At 72.5% G+C, this 20,970-nt stretch carries 18 protein-coding genes and 1 pseudogene; 10 read left to right on the plus strand and 9 right to left on the minus strand.

The genetic code is table 11. The features are described from left to right. Positions 1 to 2: 2 nt before the first annotated feature. Together AB0E62_RS32150 and AB0E62_RS32155 are read right to left on the minus strand one after the other, a co-directional pair. Positions 3 to 701 (minus strand): 4'-phosphopantetheinyl transferase superfamily protein, encoded by a 699-nt coding sequence (locus AB0E62_RS32150; protein WP_362201782.1) that lies wholly within the window; start codon positions 699 to 701, stop codon positions 3 to 5. Beyond that, entirely contained in the window at positions 649 to 1,554 is a 906-nt protein-coding gene (locus tag AB0E62_RS32155; RefSeq protein ID WP_362201785.1) for a metallophosphoesterase, read from the minus strand. The genes AB0E62_RS32150 and AB0E62_RS32155 overlap by 53 nt, the downstream gene beginning before the upstream one ends. A 381-nt stretch (positions 1,555 to 1,935) precedes the next feature. Here AB0E62_RS32155 and AB0E62_RS32160 point away from each other — a divergent pair, with 381 nt between their 5' ends. Continuing rightward, complete coding sequence (locus tag AB0E62_RS32160; protein WP_362201788.1) at positions 1,936 to 3,450, plus strand: MFS transporter; 1,515 nt, start codon at positions 1,936 to 1,938, stop codon at positions 3,448 to 3,450. A 177-nt stretch (positions 3,451 to 3,627) separates the two neighbouring features. Continuing rightward, complete coding sequence (locus AB0E62_RS32165) at positions 3,628 to 4,749, plus strand: ATP-grasp domain-containing protein (RefSeq protein ID WP_362201791.1); 1,122 nt, start codon at positions 3,628 to 3,630, stop codon at positions 4,747 to 4,749. A 76-nt stretch (positions 4,750 to 4,825) separates the two neighbouring features. On the opposite strand, the gene AB0E62_RS32170 is transcribed toward AB0E62_RS32165, so the two are convergent. The 3 genes from AB0E62_RS32170 to AB0E62_RS32180 all read right to left on the minus strand — a co-directional run bounded on the left by AB0E62_RS32170 (position 4,826) and on the right by AB0E62_RS32180 (position 7,541). Further along, positions 4,826 to 5,446 carry a response regulator transcription factor gene (locus AB0E62_RS32170; RefSeq protein ID WP_362201794.1) on the minus strand — a complete coding sequence of 207 codons (621 nt, stop codon included), beginning with the start codon at positions 5,444 to 5,446 and terminating at the stop codon, positions 4,826 to 4,828. 189 nt (positions 5,447 to 5,635) lie between these two features. Continuing rightward, complete coding sequence (locus tag AB0E62_RS32175; protein WP_362201797.1) at positions 5,636 to 6,067, minus strand: hypothetical protein; 432 nt, start codon at positions 6,065 to 6,067, stop codon at positions 5,636 to 5,638. A 136-nt stretch (positions 6,068 to 6,203) separates the two neighbouring features. Then, a complete protein-coding gene (locus tag AB0E62_RS32180; protein WP_362201800.1) occupies positions 6,204 to 7,541 on the minus strand; it encodes a 6-phospho-beta-glucosidase in 1,338 nt (445 codons plus the stop codon). A gap of 155 nt (positions 7,542 to 7,696) precedes the next feature. On the opposite strand from AB0E62_RS32180, the gene AB0E62_RS32185 reads away from it, so the two are divergent. Next, positions 7,697 to 8,707: a TerC family protein gene (locus AB0E62_RS32185; protein ID WP_362201803.1), complete on the plus strand. Its 1,011-nt coding sequence runs from the start codon at positions 7,697 to 7,699 to the stop codon at positions 8,705 to 8,707. Between the two features lie 24 nt (positions 8,708 to 8,731). Here AB0E62_RS32185 and AB0E62_RS32190 read toward each other — a convergent pair whose 3' ends face one another. From AB0E62_RS32190 to AB0E62_RS32200, 3 genes are all read right to left on the minus strand, one after another. Further along, on the minus strand, positions 8,732 to 9,289 hold the full coding sequence (locus AB0E62_RS32190) for a hypothetical protein (protein ID WP_362201806.1): 558 nt from the start codon (positions 9,287 to 9,289) through the stop codon (positions 8,732 to 8,734). Between the two features lie 353 nt (positions 9,290 to 9,642). Beyond that, a complete protein-coding gene (locus AB0E62_RS32195; protein WP_362201809.1) occupies positions 9,643 to 10,869 on the minus strand; it encodes a hypothetical protein in 1,227 nt (408 codons plus the stop codon). Positions 10,870 to 10,963: 94 nt separating this feature from the next. Next, positions 10,964 to 11,119, minus strand: a complete 156-nt coding sequence (locus AB0E62_RS32200) for a hypothetical protein (RefSeq protein WP_167346058.1) — start codon at positions 11,117 to 11,119, stop codon at positions 10,964 to 10,966. 228 nt (positions 11,120 to 11,347) lie between these two features. On the opposite strand from AB0E62_RS32200, the gene AB0E62_RS32205 reads away from it, so the two are divergent. Both AB0E62_RS32205 and AB0E62_RS32210 read left to right on the plus strand, forming a co-directional pair. Next, positions 11,348 to 12,292, plus strand: coding sequence for an NAD(P)-dependent oxidoreductase (locus AB0E62_RS32205; RefSeq protein WP_362201812.1), 945 nt, complete (start codon positions 11,348 to 11,350; stop codon positions 12,290 to 12,292). 6 nt (positions 12,293 to 12,298) lie between these two features. Further along, the gene (locus AB0E62_RS32210; RefSeq protein WP_362201815.1) at positions 12,299 to 13,222 is read left to right on the plus strand and encodes an RNA polymerase sigma-70 factor; all 924 of its coding nucleotides are present in this window, start codon (positions 12,299 to 12,301) and stop codon (positions 13,220 to 13,222) included. Here the strand turns inward: AB0E62_RS32210 and AB0E62_RS32215 are convergent. Next, a complete protein-coding gene (locus AB0E62_RS32215; RefSeq protein WP_362201817.1) occupies positions 13,219 to 14,172 on the minus strand; it encodes an AraC family transcriptional regulator in 954 nt (317 codons plus the stop codon). The two genes, AB0E62_RS32210 and AB0E62_RS32215, sit on opposite strands and share 4 nt — an antisense overlap. A gap of 146 nt (positions 14,173 to 14,318) precedes the next feature. Here AB0E62_RS32215 and tkt point away from each other — a divergent pair, with 146 nt between their 5' ends. From tkt to AB0E62_RS32240, 5 genes and pseudogenes are all read left to right on the plus strand, one after another. Further along, a complete protein-coding gene (gene tkt / locus AB0E62_RS32220) occupies positions 14,319 to 16,394 on the plus strand; it encodes a transketolase (RefSeq protein WP_362201820.1) in 2,076 nt (691 codons plus the stop codon). A gap of 69 nt (positions 16,395 to 16,463) precedes the next feature. Continuing rightward, positions 16,464 to 17,609 carry a transaldolase gene (gene tal, locus AB0E62_RS32225; protein WP_362201823.1) on the plus strand — a complete coding sequence of 382 codons (1,146 nt, stop codon included), beginning with the start codon at positions 16,464 to 16,466 and terminating at the stop codon, positions 17,607 to 17,609. After that, positions 17,606 to 19,192, plus strand: coding sequence for a glucose-6-phosphate dehydrogenase (gene zwf / locus AB0E62_RS32230; RefSeq protein ID WP_362201825.1), 1,587 nt, complete (start codon positions 17,606 to 17,608; stop codon positions 19,190 to 19,192). The genes tal and zwf overlap by 4 nt, the downstream gene beginning before the upstream one ends. Then, positions 19,189 to 20,115, plus strand: coding sequence for a glucose-6-phosphate dehydrogenase assembly protein OpcA (gene opcA, locus AB0E62_RS32235; protein ID WP_362201828.1), 927 nt, complete (start codon positions 19,189 to 19,191; stop codon positions 20,113 to 20,115). Before zwf ends, opcA begins: the two co-directional genes overlap by 4 nt. A 1-nt stretch (position 20,116) precedes the next feature. Further along, positions 20,117 to 20,970 (plus strand): annotated as a pseudogene (locus tag AB0E62_RS32240) (glucose-6-phosphate isomerase); the annotation flags it as partial.

The following is a 20,970-nucleotide window of genomic DNA, read 5'->3' on the forward strand; positions in this document are numbered from 1 at the left end:
CGTCAGGGGTGCGGGGCCGGGGACGCGTGCGGTATGACGACGGATGTCGCCGCCACTCCGTCCCTGACGATCCATCGGCCCTCGAAGGTCTGGAGGCGCCGGCCGCCGACGAGGGGTCCGGGGACGAGGAGTTCGGCGCGCAGGGTGCCGTGCGACGCGCCGCCGGTGCCCGGGTGCAGGGTGATGTCGGCCTCGGAGAAGTCGAGCCACTCGCGGGTGAGCGGGAACCACGCCTTGTAGACGGACTCCTTGGCGCTGAACAGGAGCCGGTCCCAGTGCAGGGCGGGCCGGCGCAGGGCCAGCTCATCAAGGCGCGCGGACTCGGCGGGCAGGAACACGCTCTCGCCGACGCCCTCCGGGAGCGGCCCGTGCGGCTCGGCGTCGATGCCGAGGGAGGCGAGGTCGGCTGCGCGGACCAGCGCGGCGGCGCAGTAGCCCTCGCAGTGGGTCATGCTGCCGGCCAGCCCCTCGGGCCACAGCGGCGCGCCCCGCTCACCGCTGAGCACGGCCTGCGGCGGCACGCCGAGCTTCTCCATGGCGCGCCGGGCACAGCCGCGCACGGCGGCGAACTCACGGCGCCGCTTGGCCACCGCGCGCACGACGAGCGCCTCCTCCGCGGGGAAGAGCGGGGTCTCCCACAGCGGATCGTCAGTCTGCGCCTCCACGGCCACGACCGACTCCGGGAGCAGCTCCTCGATCACCGGCTTCGACCTCCATCGGCAGGATGCGGCGCAGCCGTCCCGGCGGGTCCGGGCGCTTGCGCCATTCGCGGGGGTAACCCACGGAGACCTCCATGAAGCGGACTCCGTCGTGCCAGGTGGTGCGGGGGATGTGCAGATGGCCGTAGACCATGGTGGCGACCCGGAACCGGCGGTGCCAGTCGGCGGTCAGCCCGGTGCCGCACCACATGGCGAACTCGGGGTGCCAGAGGATCTCGGTGGGGTGCCGGTCCAGCGGGTAGTGGTTGGCCAGCACGGTCGGCAGGTCCTCGGGCAGCTCGGCCAGCCGGCGCTCGGTCTCGGCGACCCGGGCCCGGCACCATGCCTCACGGGTCGGGTACGGGTCGGGGTGCAGCAGGTACTCGTCGTTGCAGACGATGCCGGTGCCCTCGGCGTAGGCCAGGCCCTCCGCCTTGGTGGCGCAGCCGGCCGGCAGGAACGAGTAGTCGTACAGCAGGAACAGCGGGGCGACGACGGCCGGGCCGCCTGCGCCGCGCCACACGGGATAGGGGTCCTCGGGGGTGACGACGCCCAGTTCCCGGCACACCTCGACCAGGTGTTCGTAACGGGCGACGCCGCGCAGGGTGACCTCGTCACTGGGGTGGGTCCACAGCTCGTGGTTGCCGGGCGCCCACAGCACCTTGCGGAAGCGGCGCGCGAGCGTGCCGAGGGCCCAGCGGACGTCGGCCACGGTCTCCGCGACGTCACCGGCCACGATCAGCCAGTCCTCGTCGCTCTCGGGCCGCATGGCCTCGACGAGGGCGCGATTGTCCGGATAGCCGATGTGCAGGTCGCTGATGGCCAGCAGTTGTCCGGTCCCGGCCGTCGACTCCACCCCGGGCACCCCTTCCGATCATCCGATGGCACCACAACAACACACCGACCCGGCCCGGGACAAGAGCCTTCCGTCCGGGCGTCAGCGTCCTTCAGGCGGCGGCGACTTGGCGGGCCATCGTCGTTTTCCGGTCACCGTCGAGGTGATTCCCGGACCGCATTCCGGCACGGGTCCGGGTCGTACGGGATCACCGCTCCACGGTAGCGCGACCGTCCGGCCAGGCGCGCGTTCAGTTCCCGCGCCGGAGCGGGCCGGTCCGCCCGGCCGGCACTTCCATGGCCGGATCCCGATGGTTCCGCTGGGCGAAAGTTCGACAGTACGCAACTATGCGAACTGTCGTATGAGCTGGGCCGCCCTGCCCATGACCCCGAAGGGCCGACCATGTCCACCTCCCCCAGGCCGCACACAGAGGCGGCCGGACCCGGCCGGACCCGGCCGGGCTGGAGCCTGGCGCTGCTGGCGCTGGCGCAGCTGATCTTCTCCCTCGACCTGAACATCGTGTTCGTCGCCCTGCCCGACATCGGCGCCGACCTGGACTTCCCCGGCCAGACCCAGCAACTGGTCGTCAGCGCCTACGTCGTCTTCGCCGGCGGCTTCCTGCTGCTCGGCGGCCGGGCCGCCGATCTGCTCGGCCGGCGCCGGATCTTCGTGCTCGCGCTCTCCGTGTACGCCGTCTCCTCACTGGCCGGCGGACTGGCGGGCAGCCCCGAGGTCATCGTCGCCGCGCGGGCGGTGCAGGGCATCGGCGGCGCGCTGCTGCTGCCGTCCACACTGTCGCTGATCAACACCCTGTTCGAGGAGGGCCCCAAGCGGAACCGGGCGCTCGCCGTGTGGGGCGGGGCCGGGGCCAGCGGGCTGACGGTCGGGGCGCTGCTGGGCGGCCTGCTCACCGAGGCCTTCGGCTGGCCCGCCGTGTTCTTCGTCAACGTGCCGCTGGCCGGGCTCGTCGCCCTGGCCGCCGTGTTCGTCATCCCGCGCGACCCGGCGGGCTCCGCGGGCCGCAAGTTCGACCTGCCCGGCGCCCTCACCGTCACCGCCGGCGCCACCCTGCTCGTCTTCGCCCTGGTGGAGGGCCCGGAGTGGGGCTGGGCCTCCCCCGCGGTCATCGGCGCGGCCGTCACCGCCGTGGTGTGCCTGGCCGCGTTCGCCGCGATCGAGTCCCGCAGCGCCGACCCGCTGATGCCGTTCCGGCTGTTCCGCAACCGCAGCCTGAGCGTGGCCATCACGGTGACGTTCCTGTACATGGCCACGTTCGGCACCCTGCCCTACTTCCTCACCGTGCTGCTGCAGTCGGTGCACGGCTTCAGCGCCCTGGAGACGGGGCTCGCGTTCCTCGTGCCGTCCGTGGCCATCGCCGCCGGCACCCAGCTCGGCGAGCGCATGACCACCCGGCTGGGCGCCCGCACCACCCTGATCGCGGGCTTCCTGGTGGGCGCGGTCGGCACCGCGGTCCTCTCCCTCGGGTTCGACGCGGACGCCGGCTACGGCATCGCCGTACCCGGGCTGATCGTCTCCGGGGTGGGCCAGGGCATCGTGTGGACGGCCATGTGGATCGCGGCCGCCACCAGGATCGCGCCCGGCGAACAGGGCATCGCGAACGGCATGGCCTCCACCACCCTCAACCTGGGCAACGCCATCGGCCTGGCCGTGCTCACCGCCCTCGCCGACGCCGGCACCGGCGGCAAGACCGGCCAGGCGTTGCGGGCCGCCACCGCGGACGGGGAGTTCCTGGTCGTCCTGCTCACGGCGGCCGGCATGGTCCTTGGTCTGCTGATCGCGCTCCGGCTGCCCCGGGCCCAGCGCGGCGGCGCTCCCGTCACCGGCTCGCCGGAGTCCGCGGGGGCGGCTGCCGGGCACGTCGCCGACGCCGACCGGGCGGCGTCCACGAGGCCCTGACACGCGGGCCGCGTCCTTGACACGGGGGGTGCACGAGGGGGCTCCGGTTGGCCGTATGATCGGCCCGACACCGGCGCCCCCGACTCCCTTTCGCACAGGGCTGCTTGGTGACCCTTCCTCGCACCTGCCCGGGCACGGGCCGCCCCGCCCTGCCCGCACACCCGAAAGGCGGCCTGCATGCTCTCTCGCGTACGCGTCTGGCTCAACCGCACGTACGCGGAGAACGTGTTCTTCATGGATCAGCTGCGGAGAAATCCCGCCGACCGGGCGGTCGAGATCCACGCCACGCACGGTGACCCGGACTCCCCCGTGCTGGCCGCCGCCGACACCGCCGAGCTGGAGCCGGAGGGCCTGTCCCCGGCCGCGTACGTCGAATACGCCCTCGACCAGTGCGCCCGGCGCGGCATCGACGTGTTCGTGCCCCGGCTGCACCAGGCGGCGATCGTGGCGCACCGGGCCGAGTTCGCGGCGGCCGGCACGGCGCTGCTGGCGCCGACGCCCGAAGCGGTCGCCGTGTTCGAGGACAAGGCGATCGCGTACGAGGCGGTGCGCTCGGTGGGCGTCCCGGTACCGCCGTGGTGGCGGGTCCGGACGGCTGACGAACTCCTGGCGGCGGTCGAGGAGTTGGAGGAGGCCGGGCACCAGGCGTGTTTCAAGCCGGCCGCCGGGGCGGGCGGGGTGGGCTTCCGGGTGATCACCCGGGCCCCCGTGTCCCTGTCCGAGCTGGGCGGCTTCCCGGGCCCCTACGCGCGGCTGGACCTGGTCCTCGACGCCCTGCGGCGGGCCGGGGAGCCCGTGGACTGGCTGGTGATGCCCCGGCTGGCGGAGCCGGAGGTGTCCGTCGACTGCCTGACCGGGACGGACAACCGGGTACGGCTGGCCGTCGGCCGCACCAAGAACGGCCGCCGCCGGGGCTTCACCCTGGACGAGCGGTGGCTGGCGCCGGCCCGGCTGATCGCGGAGGGCTTCGGGCTGCACCACCTGTCCAACATCCAGTTCCGGATGCTCGGCGACCGCCCGGTGCTGCTGGACGTCAACACCAGGCCCGCCGGAGGGCTGCACCAGCTGTCGCTCTGTGGGGTGAACGCGCCCTGGGCGGCGGTGCGGCTGGCACTGGGCGACGACCCCGGGGTGATCGAACCGCCGTTCCTCGGGCAGGACTACACGGTGGTGGCGGGACCGCGCCCGCTGCTGCCCGCCGGACTGTCCCGGCACCCGGCGGAGCCGGCCGAGGTGGTGCTCCCGGCGGTACCGGCGCCCACGCGAACGGCTTCGGCGGGCGAGGTGCTGCCGCTCTAGCACTCCACGAACGGCTTCGGCGGGCGAGGTACCGCCGCTCCAGCACTCCACTGCCGGCACTCCCCTGCCACTCTCCTCACGCACCGGACTCACCGGTCAGGCCGTAGCGCAGTGCCAGTCGGGTCAGATCCGCCCTGCGGTGGAATCCGGTCTTGCCGCGCAGCCGGTCCAGATGTGAGTGCACCGTGTTCTCGGTGATGTTCAGGGCACCGGCGATTTCCCGGTCCGTGGCACCGGCGGCGAGCAGTTGGAGAATTTGTTTTTCCCGGTCGGTGAGGCGCGGCGGCGGCGCGGGCAGGACCCGGCCGTTCAGGTCGGCGGTGAAATAACTGCTCCCGGAGGCCACGGCGCGGACGGCCGTCAGCAATTCCCCCTCACCGATGCGGTGCCCGAGATAACCGCGGGCCCCGGCCTCGATGCACAGCACGGCGTCCGACTGTTTTTCCGAGAACGCCAGCACGACGACCGCGTGTCCCCTGCGGTGCAGCCGGGTGACGACGCCGGACGTCTCCCAGGCGGGCAACTGGACGTTCAGCAGGACGACCTCCTTGCGGTTCCCCCGGTCGCGGTGGTCGCCCACCTCGCTGACCGAGGACACGATCCGCAGGTCCGGTTCGGGGTCGATCACATGCGCCAGGCCGTGGGCGATCAGCGGGCAGTCGCAGATGACGCTGATGGGGGTCACAGGTGCGTCCACACGGGCTCCAGGACGTGGCGGACCGCCTCGCGGCGGGCGACGGGGTCAACGGCCGGCCGTCATGCCGTCATGTCCCAGAGTGGACGCGGTCCCGGCCGGCGGCATGCCCAGTGGGCCAGGCGGCGCACTGGGCATGCCCCACACCCGGGCGGGGAGGCCGGGCCCGGCGGGCCGTCGGCCGTGCCGCTGTCACCGCTGGACACTCCGGCCGTCGTGCTGGTGGTGCCGCCCGTCCCTGCCGTCCCTGCCGTCCCGGCCGTCCCGCGGGTGGTCGCCCCTGCCGTCCCGGCCGTTCCGCTCGGGAAGCTTCGCGCAGGTCACCTTGGCGAACTTGGATGTCACCGTGTAGGTGTCGTTCCGGAGTCCGGTGAATTCGAAGAAGCCGCCGGGTGTCGTGGTGAACGTGCCCACCTCGACTCCCGCGGAGTTTCTCGCGGTGACCGTCTCGCCGTCCGGGAATCCCTTTCCTGATATCGCGATCCGGTTGACGCCGGCGAACTTCGACGCGGTGCACGTGATCTCGTCCTGTGCGGGAGCCGCGTCGGCCGACGAGGCGGCCATGGAAATCCCTCCGGCGAGCATCATGCCCGCCACGGCAGTCGCCGCGATCCTCTTCTTCATCAGCCACTCCCATCCGTGAGCGAAAAGGCCGTACAGCAGCGTCACCCGGCTCGGGAGGGAATTTCAAGGGGTAGAAATACCGGCTCGCTCACGGGGCAGAAATGCCCGGCCCGCGCCACGCATTCCGCCGGCTCCGCTACGTCAGATACCCCAGCCCGGGATGCGCGGCGGCGTACTCGTCCACCAGCCGGCGGGCGAGGTTCACCGAGTCCACCAGCGGGTGCAGGGCGAACGCCTTCACCGCGGTGGCACGGGAGCCCGACTCGGCCGCGGACAGCACCTGCCGCTCCACGTCCTTCACCGCGCACACCAGGCCGGTGGCGTGGCCGGGCAGCGGATCGGCGGCCAGGGGGTGCGCGCCGTCGGCGTCCACGAGGCACGGGACCTCGACGACGGCGTCCGCGTCGAGGACGTGGAGGGTCGAGCGGTTGCGGACGTTGAGGATCAGGGTGGCCCGCTCGTTCCGGGCGATGGCCCGCATCAGGGCCAGCGCGACCTTCTCGTACCCGCCGGAGAGGTCGTCCTCCTCGCGTTCGCCGGCGCCGGCGCTCTCCCGGTTCTCCGCCATGTAGGTCGCCTCGCGCTCGGCGCGGGTACGGTCCCAGGCACGCAGCGCGGAGACGCCCGGGTCGGCCGCCTCGGCGTAGAAGCGGGCCTGCTGGTCGCGCAGGAAGGCGCCGCGGGTCCGCTCGGCCTGCCGGTAGGCGCGGACGGTCTCCCGGTTGAAGTAGTAGTAGTGCAGGTACTCGTTGGGGATCGCGCCGAGCGACCGCAGCCAGTCGGCGCCGAACAGCCGGCCCTCCTCGAACGAGCCGAGCAGCGCGGCATCACCGAGCAGCCGGGGCAGTTCGTCGCGTCCGGCCACGCGCAGGCCGCGCACCCAGCCGAGGTGGTTGAGGCCGACGTAGTCGACGAAGGCCCGCTCCGGGGCGGCGCCGAGGACCCGGGCGATGCGGCGGCCCAGGCCCACCGGCGAGTCGCAGATGCCGATGACTCGGTCACCGAGGTGACGGGCCATGGCCTCGGTGACCAGGCCGGCCGGGTTGGTGAAGTTGATGACCCAGGCGTCCGGGGCGAGCCGGGCCACGCGCCGGGCGATGTCGACGGCGACGGGGACCGTGCGCAGTCCGTAGGCGATCCCGCCCGCGCCGACGGTCTCCTGGCCCAGCACCCCCGCCGCGAGCGCGATCCGCTCGTCCGCCGCCCTGCCCTCCAGGCCGCCGACGCGGATCGCGGAGAAGACGAAGGCGGCGCCGCGCAGGGCCTCGTCGAGATCGGTGGTGGCGGACACCACGGGGGCGTCGGGGACCCCTTCGGCCTGCTCCGCCAGCACCCGGGACACGGCCCGCAGCCGGCGCTCGTCCAGGTCGTGCAGCACCACCTCGGTGACCCGCCCCTCGGCGTGGTCGGCCAGCAGGGCGCCGTACACCAGCGGCACCCGGAACCCTCCACCGCCCAGAATCGTCAGCTTCACGCCCGCACCCTTCTCCGCTCCGGCACCCTGCTTCCCCGCCGCACCCTTGTAGCACGCGCGCCGCGGCACGTGGTCCGCCGGGAGGACAGCCGTCGCGGCGTCCCGCAGACTCGGAGGGGGGACGACCGGTCTGTCCTACCGGAGGGGTCGAATCCGTGCACAGTGTGCCGCTGTGGCTCTGGACGGTCTTCGCCGCCGCCGTCGTGGTGTCACTGGCGGTGGATCTGCTCGCGCACCGGCACGCCCATGTCATCGGGTTCCGCGAGGCCGCCGCCTGGAGTGCGGTCTGGGTGGGACTCGCGGTCGCGTTCGGCGTCGCCGTCTTCCTGGTGGTCGGGACGACCGCCGGTGTGGAGTACACGACCGCGTGGCTGCTGGAGAAGAGTCTGTCGGTCGACAACCTCTTCGTCTTCGCGCTGATCTTCGGCTATTTCAAGGTGCCGCGGTCCAGCCAGCACCGTGTGCTGTTCCTCGGCGTCCTGGGCGCCCTGGTCTTCCGCGGCCTCTTCCTCGCCGCGGGCGTGGCCGTGGTGAGCCGCTTCACCGCCGTCCTGTTCGTCTTCGCCGCCGTCCTCTTCTACAGCGCCTACAAGATCCTCAAGGAGGAGGACGACAGTTTCGACCCGGGCCGGAGCGTCGCCGTACGCCTGCTGCGCCGGGTCGTCCCCGTCCGGGACGAGTACGCCGGTACGCGCTTCTTCGTGCGGGAGGCCGGCCGGCTCGTCGCCACCCCGCTGCTGGCGGTCGTCGCGGCGATCGAGGCCGCCGATGTCGTCTTCGCCGTCGACAGCGTGCCCGCCGTGCTGGCCGTCAGCAACGACGCGTTCATCGTCTACACGAGCAACGCCTTCGCCATCCTCGGCCTGCGCGCGCTGTACTTCATGCTCGCGGGTCTGCTCGACCGCTTCCACTACCTCGGCAAGGGCCTGGCCCTCGTCCTCGCGTTCATCGGCGTCAAGCTCGTGCTCCAGGCCGCGCACAAGACGGTCAGCCGCGCCGTGCCCGAGATTCCCTCGCTGCTCAGCCTCGCCGTCATCGCCGCCGTGCTGGCCGTCTCGGTCGCCCTCAGCCTGCTGCGCCCGCCGCCGCACCCGGACGCCCCCGGGGAGCCGGCGCCGCCCGCCGACAGCGACGCCCGGACCTCCGGACCGCCTGACGGCACCTGACGCGGGGGCTCGGGGCCGTCCGGATCAGGTGCCCGACGGCTCCGGGGCCGTCGCGCCGTCGGCCAGGGCCGCGATCTGTGCCGTCGACATGCCGAGTTCGTCGCGCAGGAACCGCACGATCGTCCAGTGCGGCACCGCGTCCTCGTCGAACGGGCCGAACGCGGCCGTGTACAGGGGGATCCAGCGCAGCGCCTCCTCGGCGGCCGTGGCCCGTCCGGGAGCCTCCTGGTAGGCGCCGTAGGAGATGCTCCGGTGGTGGATGAAGCGGCGCCCGGGCAGCCGCTGTTCGCACAGCTCCTGGTACTCGCGGGTCTGCAGGATGAGGTAGTGCCAGATCTCGTCGATGTCCTGCTCGACGGGGAGGAAGAGGCCGGCGAGCCGGTCGGGGTGGAGGGAGACCAGGTACAGGTAGCGCAGGCACTCGCGGACCTGGTGCCGGACCGTGGCCTCGGCGGGGCCGCCGGGTCCGGCCAGGAAGTGCCGGACCACCTCCTCGTACAGGACGGGGCCGAGCAGCTCCTCCGCGGTGGGAGCCGGTTCGGCGGCGGTGCCGGAGGGGGCGGGCGCTGCGGACGTGACCATGGGAATCCTGTCGGTGTCGTGGACGGGGTGGGGCGGGGCTGCGGCCGGGCGGGTTCACCCGCGGGCCGGGGAAGGCCGGGCGGGCGGTCCCACGGGCGCACCGAGGGGGCCGGGGACAGGAGCCGACGGAGCGCGCGGCTCAGGACGGGTCGGGGAAGCGGCCTGCGAGGCCTTCGGCCGGGGCGTAGCGGGGAAGAAGCCGCCGGGGCCGTGGCGCGGGAGCGGGCCGGGGAAGCTGTCGGCGGCGGCATGGGCCGGGAGCGGCCGGAACCGTGGCCCGGGCAAGCCGGGAAAGGGGCCGACGAGGCCGTGGGCCGGGGCGGACCGGGAAGGTGCCGGCCGGGGTCGATGGGTCAGGGTGAGCCGGGCGCGGCCAGCCACGCGTACTTGCCGGAGCGGCCGACCGGTATGCGGGCGTGGTGCTCCACCTGGCAGGAGCGTCCGGTCAGGGCGGTGACGGAGGCGGCCAGCCGGGCGGTCTCGTCGGCGGTGAGCGGTACGCCGTCGAAGGTGGTGTACGCCAGCCGGCAGGCGTCGTCGCCGGTCAGGCCCAGTCGGTGGAGGAAGACGCGGCCGCTGACCCCGGAGACGCGGCGGTCGAGGTCGGCCTGGGCGACGGGGCCCCCGGGGGTGGGCAGGAGCTCCTTCTCCCGGCCGCAGAAGGAGACGATCCGCTCGGGGTCGGTGCTGCCGTCGTGGGTGCGGACGCAGTCGCCGGACCGGTAGCGGACCAGCGGCATGTACGGGTTGCGGACGCTGGTGACGATGAGGCTGTGGATGCCGCTGCCCGGTGCCACCGGGATCAGCTCGACGCTCATGTCCGTCAGATGGGGCCGGTAGCGGCCTTCGGCGTCGCTGGAGAAGAGGTAGCCGAGTTCGGTGCTGCCGAAGAGGTCGACCACGGGACACTCGAAGTGGGAGCGCAGGTACGTACGGACGTTCAGCGGCGTGTACTCGTACGCGTGGACGATGCCGGCCGGCCGGGGGAAGCCGTCCCACAGGCCCCAGGCGGAGACTTTGCGGATCAGGTGCGCCAGGTGGTAGCCGGAGCAGTCCAGGAGGTACGCGCCGCCGGGGTGGGCGCCGGCCACGTCCCGGATCTCGCCGAGCATGCGCTCGACGTCCGCGCGGTCCCAGTCGTCCGGGTCCAGACGGCGGTTGAGGTACAGCGTGCGGTCGTCGAGCCAGCGCTCGCCTGGGGTCGCGCCGGGCCTGCGGGCGTTGACGCGGGCCACGTGCTCGGTGGCCAGCACGGTGGTCAGCGAGACCCGCCGGGCGCCGGCGCGCCAGGAGGCCCCGAGTTCGGGGTGCTCCCGCCACAGGCGGTAGTAGGAGCGGAGCAGGAAGAGCGGCGGCCGGACGAGCCGCATCCGGGCGTGGTTGGTGCCCGTGGAGAGCACGAATTCGGCCTCTCCCGTCTCCAGTGCGCGGGCCAGTCGCGGGGTCATCCAGTTGTCGGGGAAGCCCCGGGCGATCTCGGGTTTCTCCAGGATCGGGAAGTGGCCCCGTTCGACGGAGGCGCGGTAGATCGGGATGTCGCGCACCTTGTCCAGGACGTCGGCACTCGGCATGCGGTTCACAGGGGTCTCCGGGGCGGTGTCGGCGGCTCGGGCGGAGGGCCGCCGGCGCGGGGACGGCCGCGCCGGCGGCCCCGGGGTGTCGGCGGAACGGCGGTCAGCGGGAGATGCAGCCGCTCTTCGCCGTGACGCTGATGCAGCCGCTCTTGGGCGCGGCGCTGATGCAGCCGTCCTTCGCGCCCTCGGCGGAGTTGACGGCGACCCACCGCTGCCACACGGACTCCTCGGTCATGCGCTTGATGAGCTGGTCCATGGGAAACCTCCGGAGACTAGGCAACTCGACGTTTCTGCCAACCGAAAGTAAAGAGATGGTCAATCAGTAGTCAATGGAGGGTAGAGCGATTGGCCGGAAACACCCGCCCGCGCCGAGGGACGCACCGCCTCGGCCGCCTGTGAACCGGGTCACATCCGGTCATGGGATGCCATGGCGCCCCGTCTCCTGTGTGCCGCTACGACGAACGGCACGAGGAACGGAGACACCATGAAAATCTTCATCGCGGGCGCGACCGGCGCCATCGGCAGCCGGCTGGTGACCGGGCTCGTGGCGCGTGGCCACGAGGTCGTCGGCACGACCCGCTCGGCGGCCAGGACGGGGGCCCTGCGCGCACTCGGAGCCGAGCCGGCCGTCGTCGACGCGCTCGACCCCGACTCGGTCGCCGACGCCGTGGCGAGGGCCGAGCCCGAGGTGATCGTCCACCAGCTCACCGCGCTGAGCGGACCGGCCGGCCTGAGGAGCGTCAAGCGGATGGCCGCCGCCACCAACCGGCTGCGCACCGAAGGCACCGACCACCTGCTCGCCGCCGCCCGCGCCGTCGGCGTCCGCCGGTTCGTGGCGCAGAGCAACGCCCTGTGGATGGAACGCACCGGTGGCCCGGCCACCGACGAGAGCGGCCGGATCGAACCGGACCCGCCGGCGGACGCGGCCGCGGCGGTGGCCGCGCTGCGCCACGTGGAGGACTCGGTGACCGGCATCGGCTGGGCCCAGGGCATCGCCCTGCGCTACGGCGGCTTCTACGGCCCGGGAACCGGCATGAGCGCCGCGCCGGACGCCGTGCTGGCCCGGCAGATCCGCGCGCGGAAGTTCCCGGTCGTCGGCGACGGGGGCGGTGTGTGGTCGCTGGTGCACATCGCCGACGCCGCGTCGGCCACGGTCGCGGCCGTCGAACACGGCAGGCCCGGGATCTACCACGTCGCCGACGACGAGCCGGCGCCGGTCCGCGTGTGGCTGCCGGAACTGGCCCGCGCGCTCGGGGCGAGACCGCCGCGCCGTGTCCCGGCGTGGCTGGTCCGCCCGCTGGCCGGCGAGGCCGCGGTGGATACGATGACGCGGGCCCGCGGGATCACCAGCGAGAAGGCCAAGCGCGAGCTGGGGTGGACGCTCCGGTACCCCAGCTGGCGCACGGGTTTCACCCAGGGATTGGAATAGCCCGGCATGTCTTCCCCCGACCTCTACGACGAGCTGCGCCCCCGGGCCTTCGCCATCGCCTACCGCATGCTCGGCAGCGTGAGCGAGGCCGAGGACGTCGTCCAGGAGGCGTTCTTGCGGATGCACCGGGCCCGGCGGCGGGACGAGCCCATCGCCTCGCCGCGCGCCTACCTCGCCACCCTGGTCACCCGGCTGGCCATCGACCAGCTGCGCTCGGCCCGGGTGCGGCGGGAGAGCTACGTCGGCGAGTGGCTCCCCGAACCGCTGGTCACCGGTCCCACTCCGGCCGACCACGCGGAGACCGCCGACTCGCTCTCGCTGGCCTTCCTCGTCCTGCTGGAGAACCTGACCCCGCGCCAGCGGGCCGCTTTCCTGCTGCGCGAGGTGTTCGACTATCCGTACCCGGAGGTCGCGCGGATCCTCGGGACCGACGTGGACGGCACGCGGCACCTGGTCGCGCGGGCCCGCGCGCACCTCGGCAGCCGCCGGGCGCGCTACCACGCCTCACGGCGGCAGCGGGAGGAGCTGGCGAACGGCTTCTTCGCCGCCGCCCGGCAGGGGGACCTGCGGGCGCTGGAGGCGCTGCTGGCCCAGGACGTGGCGCTGCGCGGCGACGGCGGCGGCAAGGTCCCGGCGCTCGGCCGGCCGGTGCACGGGCGGGAGCGGGTGGCACGGACCGTGCTGCGGGGCTTCGCCGTCTACGCACGGCACGGCGTACGCGTCCGCCTCGCCGAGGTCAACGGGCAGCCCGGCGCACTGGCGTACGACGCGCGGGACGAGCTGGTCGCCGTCATGGAACTCGGCATCGCCGAGGACCGGATCCACACGGTCCACTCCATCAACAACCCCGACAAGCTGCGCCACCTGGACCAGGTCAGCGACCTGGGCATCCGGGTGCGCGCCGGCCGCCGGACGGACGAGCGGGCCTAACGCAGCTCCGCCCGGAAGGCCACCGGGGTCTGGCCGGTGTGCAGGTGGAAGAACTTGGAGAAGTTGGCCGCGTCGGGAAAGCCCACGGCCGCCCCGACGCGGCCGATCGGCATGTCCGTGTGCGCGAGGAGGCGCTTGGCCTCCAGGACGACCCGTTTGTCGATGAAGCCCTTGGGGGTCTCGCCGGTGGCCGCGCGCACGGCACGCACCAGGGTGCGGCGGGAGTAGCCGAGGGCGTCGGCGTAGGCGCTGACGCTGTGGTTGCCGGCGAAGCCCTGCTCGACGGCGTCCCGGAAGCGGGTGAAGGTGCTGTCGGCGTGCTGCGGGGACGTTTCCGCGGAGCTGGCGGCGAGATGGGCGAGGCGCAGCAGCACCGCGGTCAGCGCGTGCCGCAGGACGGCGGTGTGCAGGCTGAGCGGGAGCGTGGCGGTGTCCTCGTACTCCCGGCGGAGCTGGTCGAGGGCGGCCCGGAGCGCGGTGAGCTGCGCCGGGCCGGGGTGCAGCAGCGGCGGCAGGTCGTAGCGGTACAGGCCCGTGGCCTCGACGGTGGAGCGGGGCAGAAAGCCGGGCTGCATGGTCAGGACGGTTCCGCGGTACTCGGATTCCCGGGAGAAGCGGTGGACCTGTCCCGGCCGGATCCACAGCAGGTCGCCGGCGCCGGCCTCGTACTCGGCGAAGTCGATCATGTGCCGTACGGGGCCACCGGTGAAGATCATGACCACGTGGAAGTCGATGCGGTGGACGCGATGAAGGGGGGCCTCGGCGTGCCAGGTGCGGTCGGTGCCCATGGGGCCGATCTGCATGCCGACGCCGCCGACGGCCAGCTCGGCCGGGAAGGGGAAGGTTCTGATCCCGTCGCCGGCGCCCGTCTCGCCACCACCCGCCGCCTCGCCGCCGGCGTCCTCTCTCACGGCTCCGCCGCCGCCAGACTGCCCCAACATGCCCGCCATGCCCTTTTCGTACCGTTCCTGTCGTGCGATCACTGTCCCAGATTCACCACAGGCTGACACACCCCGACCTTCCCTCGAAAAAGTCAGACTTTTAAGTTTGAACACGTCAGGCCAGCCATCCCGCACTCAACGAGGACTTCTTGAAGATGACGACGCAGACCTCCGACGGCTTCGAGTGGACCGACCTCGACCGGCGCGCCGTGGACACCGCCCGGCTTCTGGCGGCCGACGCCGTGCAGAAGGTGGGCAACGGGCACCCCGGCACCGCGATGAGCCTGGCACCTGCCGCGTACACGATCTTTCAGAAGGTGATGCGGCACGACCCGGCGGACCCCGAGTGGACCGGTCGTGACCGCTTCGTCCTCTCTCCCGGCCACACCTCGCTGACCCTCTACACCCAGCTCTACCTCGCCGGGTACGAGCTGGAGCTGGACGACCTGAAGGCGTTCCGCACGCACGGCTCGAAGACGCCGGGCCACCCCGAGTACGGCCACACCGCCGGTGTGGAGACCACCACCGGCCCGCTCGGCCAGGGCGTGGCCAACGCCGTGGGCATGGCCATGGCCGCCCGCTACGAGCGCGGCCTGTTCGACCCGGACGCCCCGGCCGGCACCTCCCCCTTCGACCACACCATCTGGGCGATCGTCTCCGACGGCGACCTCCAGGAGGGCGTCTCCGCCGAGGCGTCCTCGCTGGCCGGCCACCAGAAGCTCGGCAACCTGGTCTTCCTCTACGACGACAACCACATCTCCATCGAGGGCGACACCGCGACCGCCTTCTCCGAGGACGTGCTGAAGCGGTACGAGGCCTACGGCTGGCACACCCAGCGGATCGAGCCGACGGCCGAGGGCGACATCGACGCCCCCGCCCTGTACCGGGCGCTGAAGGCCGCGCAGGCCGAGACGGAGCGGCCCTCGATCATCGCGATGCGCACGATCATCGCCTGGCCCGCCCCGAACGCGCGGAACACCGAGGCCTCCCACGGTTCCGCGCTCGGCGAGGAGGAGATCGCCGCCACCAAGCGGCTGCTCGGCTTCGACCCGGAGCAGACCTTCGAGGTCGCGGACGAGGTCCTGACCCACACCCGCCGGGCCCTGGACCGGGGCGCCGAGGCGCACGCGGCCTGGGACAAGCGGATCGCCGAGTGGCGCACCGCCCAGCCGGAGCGGGCCGAGCTGTTCGACCGGGTGAGCAAGGGCGAGCTGCCCGCCGGCTGGGAGAACGCCCTGCCCGTGTTCGAGGAGGGCAAGTCGGTCGCCACCCGCGCCGCCTCCGGCAAGGTGCTCCAGGCCCTCGGCCCCGTCGTCCCCGAGCTGTGGGGCGGCTCCGCCGACCTGGCCGGCTCCAACAACACCACCATCGACAAGACCAGCTCCTTCCTGCCGGCGGGCAACCCGCTGCCCGAGGCAGACCCGTACGGCCGTACCGTGCACTTCGGGATCCGCGAGTTCTCCATGGCCGCGGAGATGAACGGCATCGCCCTGCACGGCAACACCCGGATCTACGGCGGCACCTTCCTCGTCTTCTCCGACTACATGCGCAACGCGGTACGCATGTCGGCGCTGATGCAGCTCCCGGTGACGTACGTGTGGACGCACGACTCCATCGGCCTCGGCGAGGACGGCCCCACCCACCAGCCGGTCGAGCACCTGGCCTCGCTGCGCGCCATCCCGGGCCTGAACGTCGTCCGCCCGGCGGACGCCAACGAGACCGCCATCGCCTGGGCCGAGATCCTGAAGAGGCACGCCACCCACCCGGCCCCGCACGGGCTCGCGCTGACCCGCCAGGGCGTGCCGGTGTACGCGCCGGACGAGGACGCGGCCAAGGGCGGCTACGTACTGCGCGAGTCCTCGACGGAGGTCCCGGAGGTGATCATCATCGCGACGGGCTCCGAGGTGCACCTCGCCGTGGCCGCGCGGGAGCTGCTGGAGGCCGAGGGGACCGGCACCCGGGTGGTGTCGATGCCGTCCGTGGAGTGGTTCGAGGAGCAGCCGCGCGAGTACCGCGAGCGGGTGCTGCCGCCCGCCGTGAAGGCCCGGGTCGCCGTGGAGGCCGGGATCGGCCTGACCTGGTACCGCTACGTCGGCGACGCGGGACGCATCGTGTCGCTGGAGCACTTCGGCGCCTCCGCGGACGCGAAGACCCTGTTCGCCGAGTACGGCTTCACCCCCGAGAACGTCGCCGCGAAGGCCCGCGAGTCGCTCGCCGCCGCGCGCGCCTGACACCGGCCCGCCACCGAGACCACCGAGAGCGGCGCATCCCGCGCCCGATACCGACGCAGAAGTAGAAAGATGAGCACAGTGACCGAAGCAATCGCGACCCCGGGAGCCCTCAAGCGCCTCGCCGACGAGGGCGTGTCCATCTGGCTGGACGACCTGTCGCGCAAGCGGATCACCTCGGGCAGCCTCGCCGAGCTGGTGGCGAGCGGAAGCGCCGTCGGTGTCACCACGAACCCGTCCATCTTCCAGGCCGCCATCGGCTCCGGAGAGGGCTACGAGGAGCAGCTCGCCGACCTCGCCGTCCGCGGCGTCACGGTCGACGAGGCCGTACGCATGATGACCACCGCCGACGTGCGCGACGCCGCCGACATCCTGCGGGACGTGTACGACGCCTCCGAGGGCCGGGACGGCCGGGTCTCCATCGAGGTCGACCCGCGCCTGGCCCACCACACCGGGGCCACCGTCGCCGAGGCCAAGCAGCTCGCCTGGCTGGTCGACCGGCCCAACGTGATGATCAAGATTCCGGCGACCAGGGCCGGCCTGCCCGCGATCACCGAGGTGATCGGCCTCGGCATCAGCGTCAACGTGACCCTGATCTTCTCCCTGGAGCGCTACCGCGAGGTCATGGCCGCCTACCTGGCCGGCCTGGAGAAGGCCCGCGAGCGCGGCATCGACCTGTCCGGCATCCACTCGGTGGCGTCCTTCTTCGTCTCCCGCGTGGACAGCGAGATCGACAAGCGGCTGACCGCCCTCGGCACCGAAGAAGCCCGGGGCCTCAAGGGCCGCGCGGCCCTCGCCAACGCCCGGCTGGCCTACGAGGCGTACGAGGAGGTCTTCGCCTCCGGCCGCTGGCAGGCCCTGAAGGAGGCGGGCGCCAACGAGCAGCGCCCGCTGTGGGCCTCCACCGGGGTGAAGGACCCCTCGTACAAGGACACCCTGTACGTGGACGAGCTGGTCGCGCCCGGCACGGTCAACACCATGCCCGAGGCCACCCTGAACGCCGTCGCCGACCACGGCGAGATCACCGGTGACACGGTGACCGGCGGCTACGAGCAGGCGCGCGCCGACCTGGCCGCCGTGGAGCGGCTCGGCATCTCCTACGACGAGGTCGTCCAGCAGCTGGAGGACGAGGGCGTCGCCAAGTTCGAGGCCGCCTGGCAGGAGCTGCTGGACGCCGTCGCCACGTCCCTGAAGAGCAAGGGAGCTGACGCCCGATGACCGACAACGCCCCCGCCGCCCAGGCATCCGAACAGGTGCGCGTGCCGGTGATCCCGGCCGCCGACTGGGCGAACCCGCTGCGGGACGCCCGTGACCGCCGGCTGCCCCGCATCGCCGGGCCGTCGGGACTGGTCATCTTCGGGGTGACCGGCGACCTGTCCCGCAAGAAGCTGATGCCGGCCGTCTACGACCTGGCCAACCGCGGCCTGCTGCCGCCGGGCTTCTCCCTCGTCGGGTTCGCCCGCCGCGAGTGGGAAGACCAGGACTTCGCGCAGGTCGTCCACGACGCCGTGCGCGAGCACGCCCGCACCCCCTTCCGCGAGGAGGTGTGGCAGCAGCTCGCCGAGGGCATGCGGTTCATCCCCGGCGACTTCGACGACGACACCGCCTTCAAGCAGCTGAAGGACGCCGTCGAGGAGCTGGACGCCTCCCGCGGCACCGGCGGCAACTTCGCCTTCTACCTCTCGGTGCCGCCGAAGTTCTTCCCGAAGGTCGTGCAGCAGCTGAAGAAGCACGGGCTGGCGAACCCGCCCGAGGGCTCCTGGCGGCGCGCCGTCATCGAGAAGCCGTTCGGGCACGACCTGGCCAGCGCGTGCGAGCTGAACGCGATCGTGCACGAGGTGTTCGAGCCGGACCAGGTGTTCCGCATCGACCACTACCTCGGCAAGGAGACCGTCCAGAACATCCTGGCGCTGCGCTTCGCCAACCAGATGTACGAGCCGATCTGGAACCGGTCCTACGTCGACCACGTGCAGATCACCATGGCCGAGGACATCGGCATCGGCGGCCGGGCCGGGTACTACGACGGCATCGGCGCCGCCCGTGACGTCATCCAGAACCACCTGCTCCAGCTGATGGCGCTCACCGCCATGGAGGAGCCGATCGCGTTCGACGCCGAGGCGCTGCTCACCGAGAAGCTGAAGGTGCTGAAGTCGGTACGGCTGCCGGAGGACCTGGGCCGGCACACCGTGCGCGGCCAGTACGCGGCCGGGTGGCAGGGCGGCGAGAAGGTCGTCGGCTATCTGGAGGAGGACGGCATCGACCCCAAGTCGAAGACCGACACCTTCGCCGCGATCAAGCTGGGCATCGACAACCGCCGCTGGGCCGGGGTGCCCTTCTACCTGCGCACCGGCAAGCGGCTGGGCCGCCGGGTCACCGAGATCGCGGTGGTCTTCAAGCGGGCCCCGCACTCCCCGTTCGACTCCACCGCCACCGAGGAGCTGGGCCAGAACGCCATCGTCATCCGGGTCCAGCCCGACGAGGGCATGACCGTCCGGTTCGGGTCGAAGGTGCCGGGCACCTCGATGGAGATCCGGGACGTGTCGATGGACTTCGCCTACGGCGAGTCGTTCACCGAGTCGAGCCCGGAGGCGTACGAGCGGCTCATCCTGGACGTGCTGCTCGGCGACGCCAACCTCTTCCCGCGGCACCAGGAAGTGGAGGAGTCCTGGAAGATCCTCGACCCGATCGAGGAGTACTGGGCGGCGCACGGCAGGCCCGCGCAGTACGCGTCGGGCAGCTGGGGACCGAGGGAAGCCGACGAGATGCTCGCACGAGACGGACGGAGCTGGCGCAGGCCATGAAGATCGACCTGACCGACACCACGGCAAGCAAGATCAACAAGGCGTTGGTGCGGGGCCGCCGCGCCATCGGGACGCCGGCCGTGGGCATGGTCCTGACGATGGTCATCGTCACGGACGAGGAGAACGCCTACGACTCGATCAAGGCCGCGGAGGACGCCTCGCGCGAACACCCCTCGCGGACCCTGGTCGTCATCAAGCGGCACGCCCGCACCCTGCGCGACCGCACCCACTCCCGGCTGGACGCCGAGGTGCGGGTCGGCTCCGAGGCCGGCACCGGCGAGACGGTGGTGCTGCGCACCTACGGCGAGGTGTCCGACCACGCCGACTCGGTGGTGCTGCCGCTGCTGCTGCCGGACGCCCCGGTCGTCGTGTGGTGGCCCGTGGAGGCCCCCGAGGCCCCCGCCAAGGACCCCCTGGGCGCGCTCGCCCAGCGCCGGATCACCGACCTGTACGCCGTCGAGCGGCCGCTGGAGGTCCTGAACACCCGCGCCCGCTGCTACGCGCCCGGCGACACCGACCTGGCCTGGACCCGGCTGACCCTGTGGCGGTCGATGCTGGCCGCCGCCCTGGACCAGGCCCGGGTGCCGATCACGTCGGCGACCGTGGAGGCGGAGGCCGAGAACCCCAGCGCCGAGCTGCTCGCCCGCTGGCTCGAGGCCCGCCTCAAGGTGTCCGTCGACCGGGCGCACAGCGCCGGTCCGTTCGTGACGGCCGTCCGTCTCGGCACCGCGAACGGCGACATCGTCGTGGACCGGCCCGAGGGCCCGCTGGCCACGCTGAGCCTGCCCGGCCAGCCGCCGCGCACCCTCGCCCTGAAGGTCCGCGCCACCTCCGAACTCATCGCCGAGGAGCTGCGCCGCCTCGACGCCGACGAGATGTACGCCATCGCCCTCCAGGGCGTGGCCCCCAAGGAGAACGCCTGAGATGGCAGAGTTCCCGAAGCTCACCCACCGCCCCGAGTGGACGGCCCTCGCCGACCACCGCGCCCAGGGCCGCCCGCACCTGCGCGAGCTGTTCGCGAAGGACCCCGGCCGCGCGGAGCGGTACGTCGTACGGGTCGGCGACCTGTACATCGACTACAGCAAGCACCTGATCACCGACGAGACCCTGGCCCTGCTCCAGGAACTCGCCACCGCCACCGGCGTGTCCGCGCTGCGGGACGCCATGTTCCGCGGCGAGAAGATCAACGTCACCGAGGACCGGGCGGTGCTGCACACCGCGCTGCGCGCCCCCCGGGACGCCGTGATCGAGGTCGACGGCGAGAACGTCGTGCCCAAGGTGCACGCGGTGCTCGACCAGATGGCCCGCTTCGCCGACCGGGTCCGCTCCGGCGAGTGGACCGGGCACACCGGCCGGCCGATCCGCAACGTGGTCAACATCGGCATCGGCGGCTCCGACCTCGGCCCCGCCATGGCCTACGAGGCGCTGCGCCCCTACACCGCGCGCGAGCTGACCTTCCGCTTCGTGTCGAACGTGGACGGCGCCGACCTGCACGAGGCGGTCCGCGACCTCGACCCGGCCGAGACCCTGTTCATCGTCGCGTCCAAGACGTTCACGACGATCGAGACGATCACGAACGCCACCTCGGCGCGGACCTGGCTGCTGAACGCGTTCGACGGCGACGAGAAGGCCGTGGCGAAGCACTTCGTGGCACTGTCCACGAACGCCGGGAAGGTCGCCGACTTCGGCATCGACACGGACAACATGTTCGAGTTCTGGGACTGGGTCGGCGGCCGGTACTCCTACGACTCGGCGATCGGCCTGTCCCTGATGATCGC

The sequence above is a fragment of the Streptomyces sp. NPDC038707 genome, assembly GCF_040636485.1.
Classification (GTDB): domain Bacteria; phylum Actinomycetota; class Actinomycetes; order Streptomycetales; family Streptomycetaceae; genus Streptomyces.

Coding starts and splice junctions, on each gene's coding strand:
- AB0E62_RS32160 (WP_362201788.1), top strand. CDS start 1,936: ATGTCCACCTCCCCCAGGCCGCACACAGAGGCGGCCGGACCCGGCCGG.
- AB0E62_RS32165 (WP_362201791.1), top strand. CDS start 3,628: ATGCTCTCTCGCGTACGCGTCTGGCTCAACCGCACGTACGCGGAGAAC.
- AB0E62_RS32175 (WP_362201797.1), bottom strand. CDS start 6,067: ATGAAGAAGAGGATCGCGGCGACTGCCGTGGCGGGCATGATGCTCGCC.
- AB0E62_RS32190 (WP_362201806.1), bottom strand. CDS start 9,289: ATGGTCACGTCCGCAGCGCCCGCCCCCTCCGGCACCGCCGCCGAACCG.
- AB0E62_RS32200 (WP_167346058.1), bottom strand. CDS start 11,119: ATGGACCAGCTCATCAAGCGCATGACCGAGGAGTCCGTGTGGCAGCGG.
- AB0E62_RS32205 (WP_362201812.1), top strand. CDS start 11,348: ATGAAAATCTTCATCGCGGGCGCGACCGGCGCCATCGGCAGCCGGCTG.
- AB0E62_RS32210 (WP_362201815.1), top strand. CDS start 12,299: ATGTCTTCCCCCGACCTCTACGACGAGCTGCGCCCCCGGGCCTTCGCC.
- AB0E62_RS32215 (WP_362201817.1), bottom strand. CDS start 14,172: ATGGCGGGCATGTTGGGGCAGTCTGGCGGCGGCGGAGCCGTGAGAGAG.
- tkt (WP_362201820.1), top strand. CDS start 14,319: ATGACGACGCAGACCTCCGACGGCTTCGAGTGGACCGACCTCGACCGG.
- tal (WP_362201823.1), top strand. CDS start 16,464: ATGAGCACAGTGACCGAAGCAATCGCGACCCCGGGAGCCCTCAAGCGC.
- zwf (WP_362201825.1), top strand. CDS start 17,606: ATGACCGACAACGCCCCCGCCGCCCAGGCATCCGAACAGGTGCGCGTG.
- opcA (WP_362201828.1), top strand. CDS start 19,189: ATGAAGATCGACCTGACCGACACCACGGCAAGCAAGATCAACAAGGCG.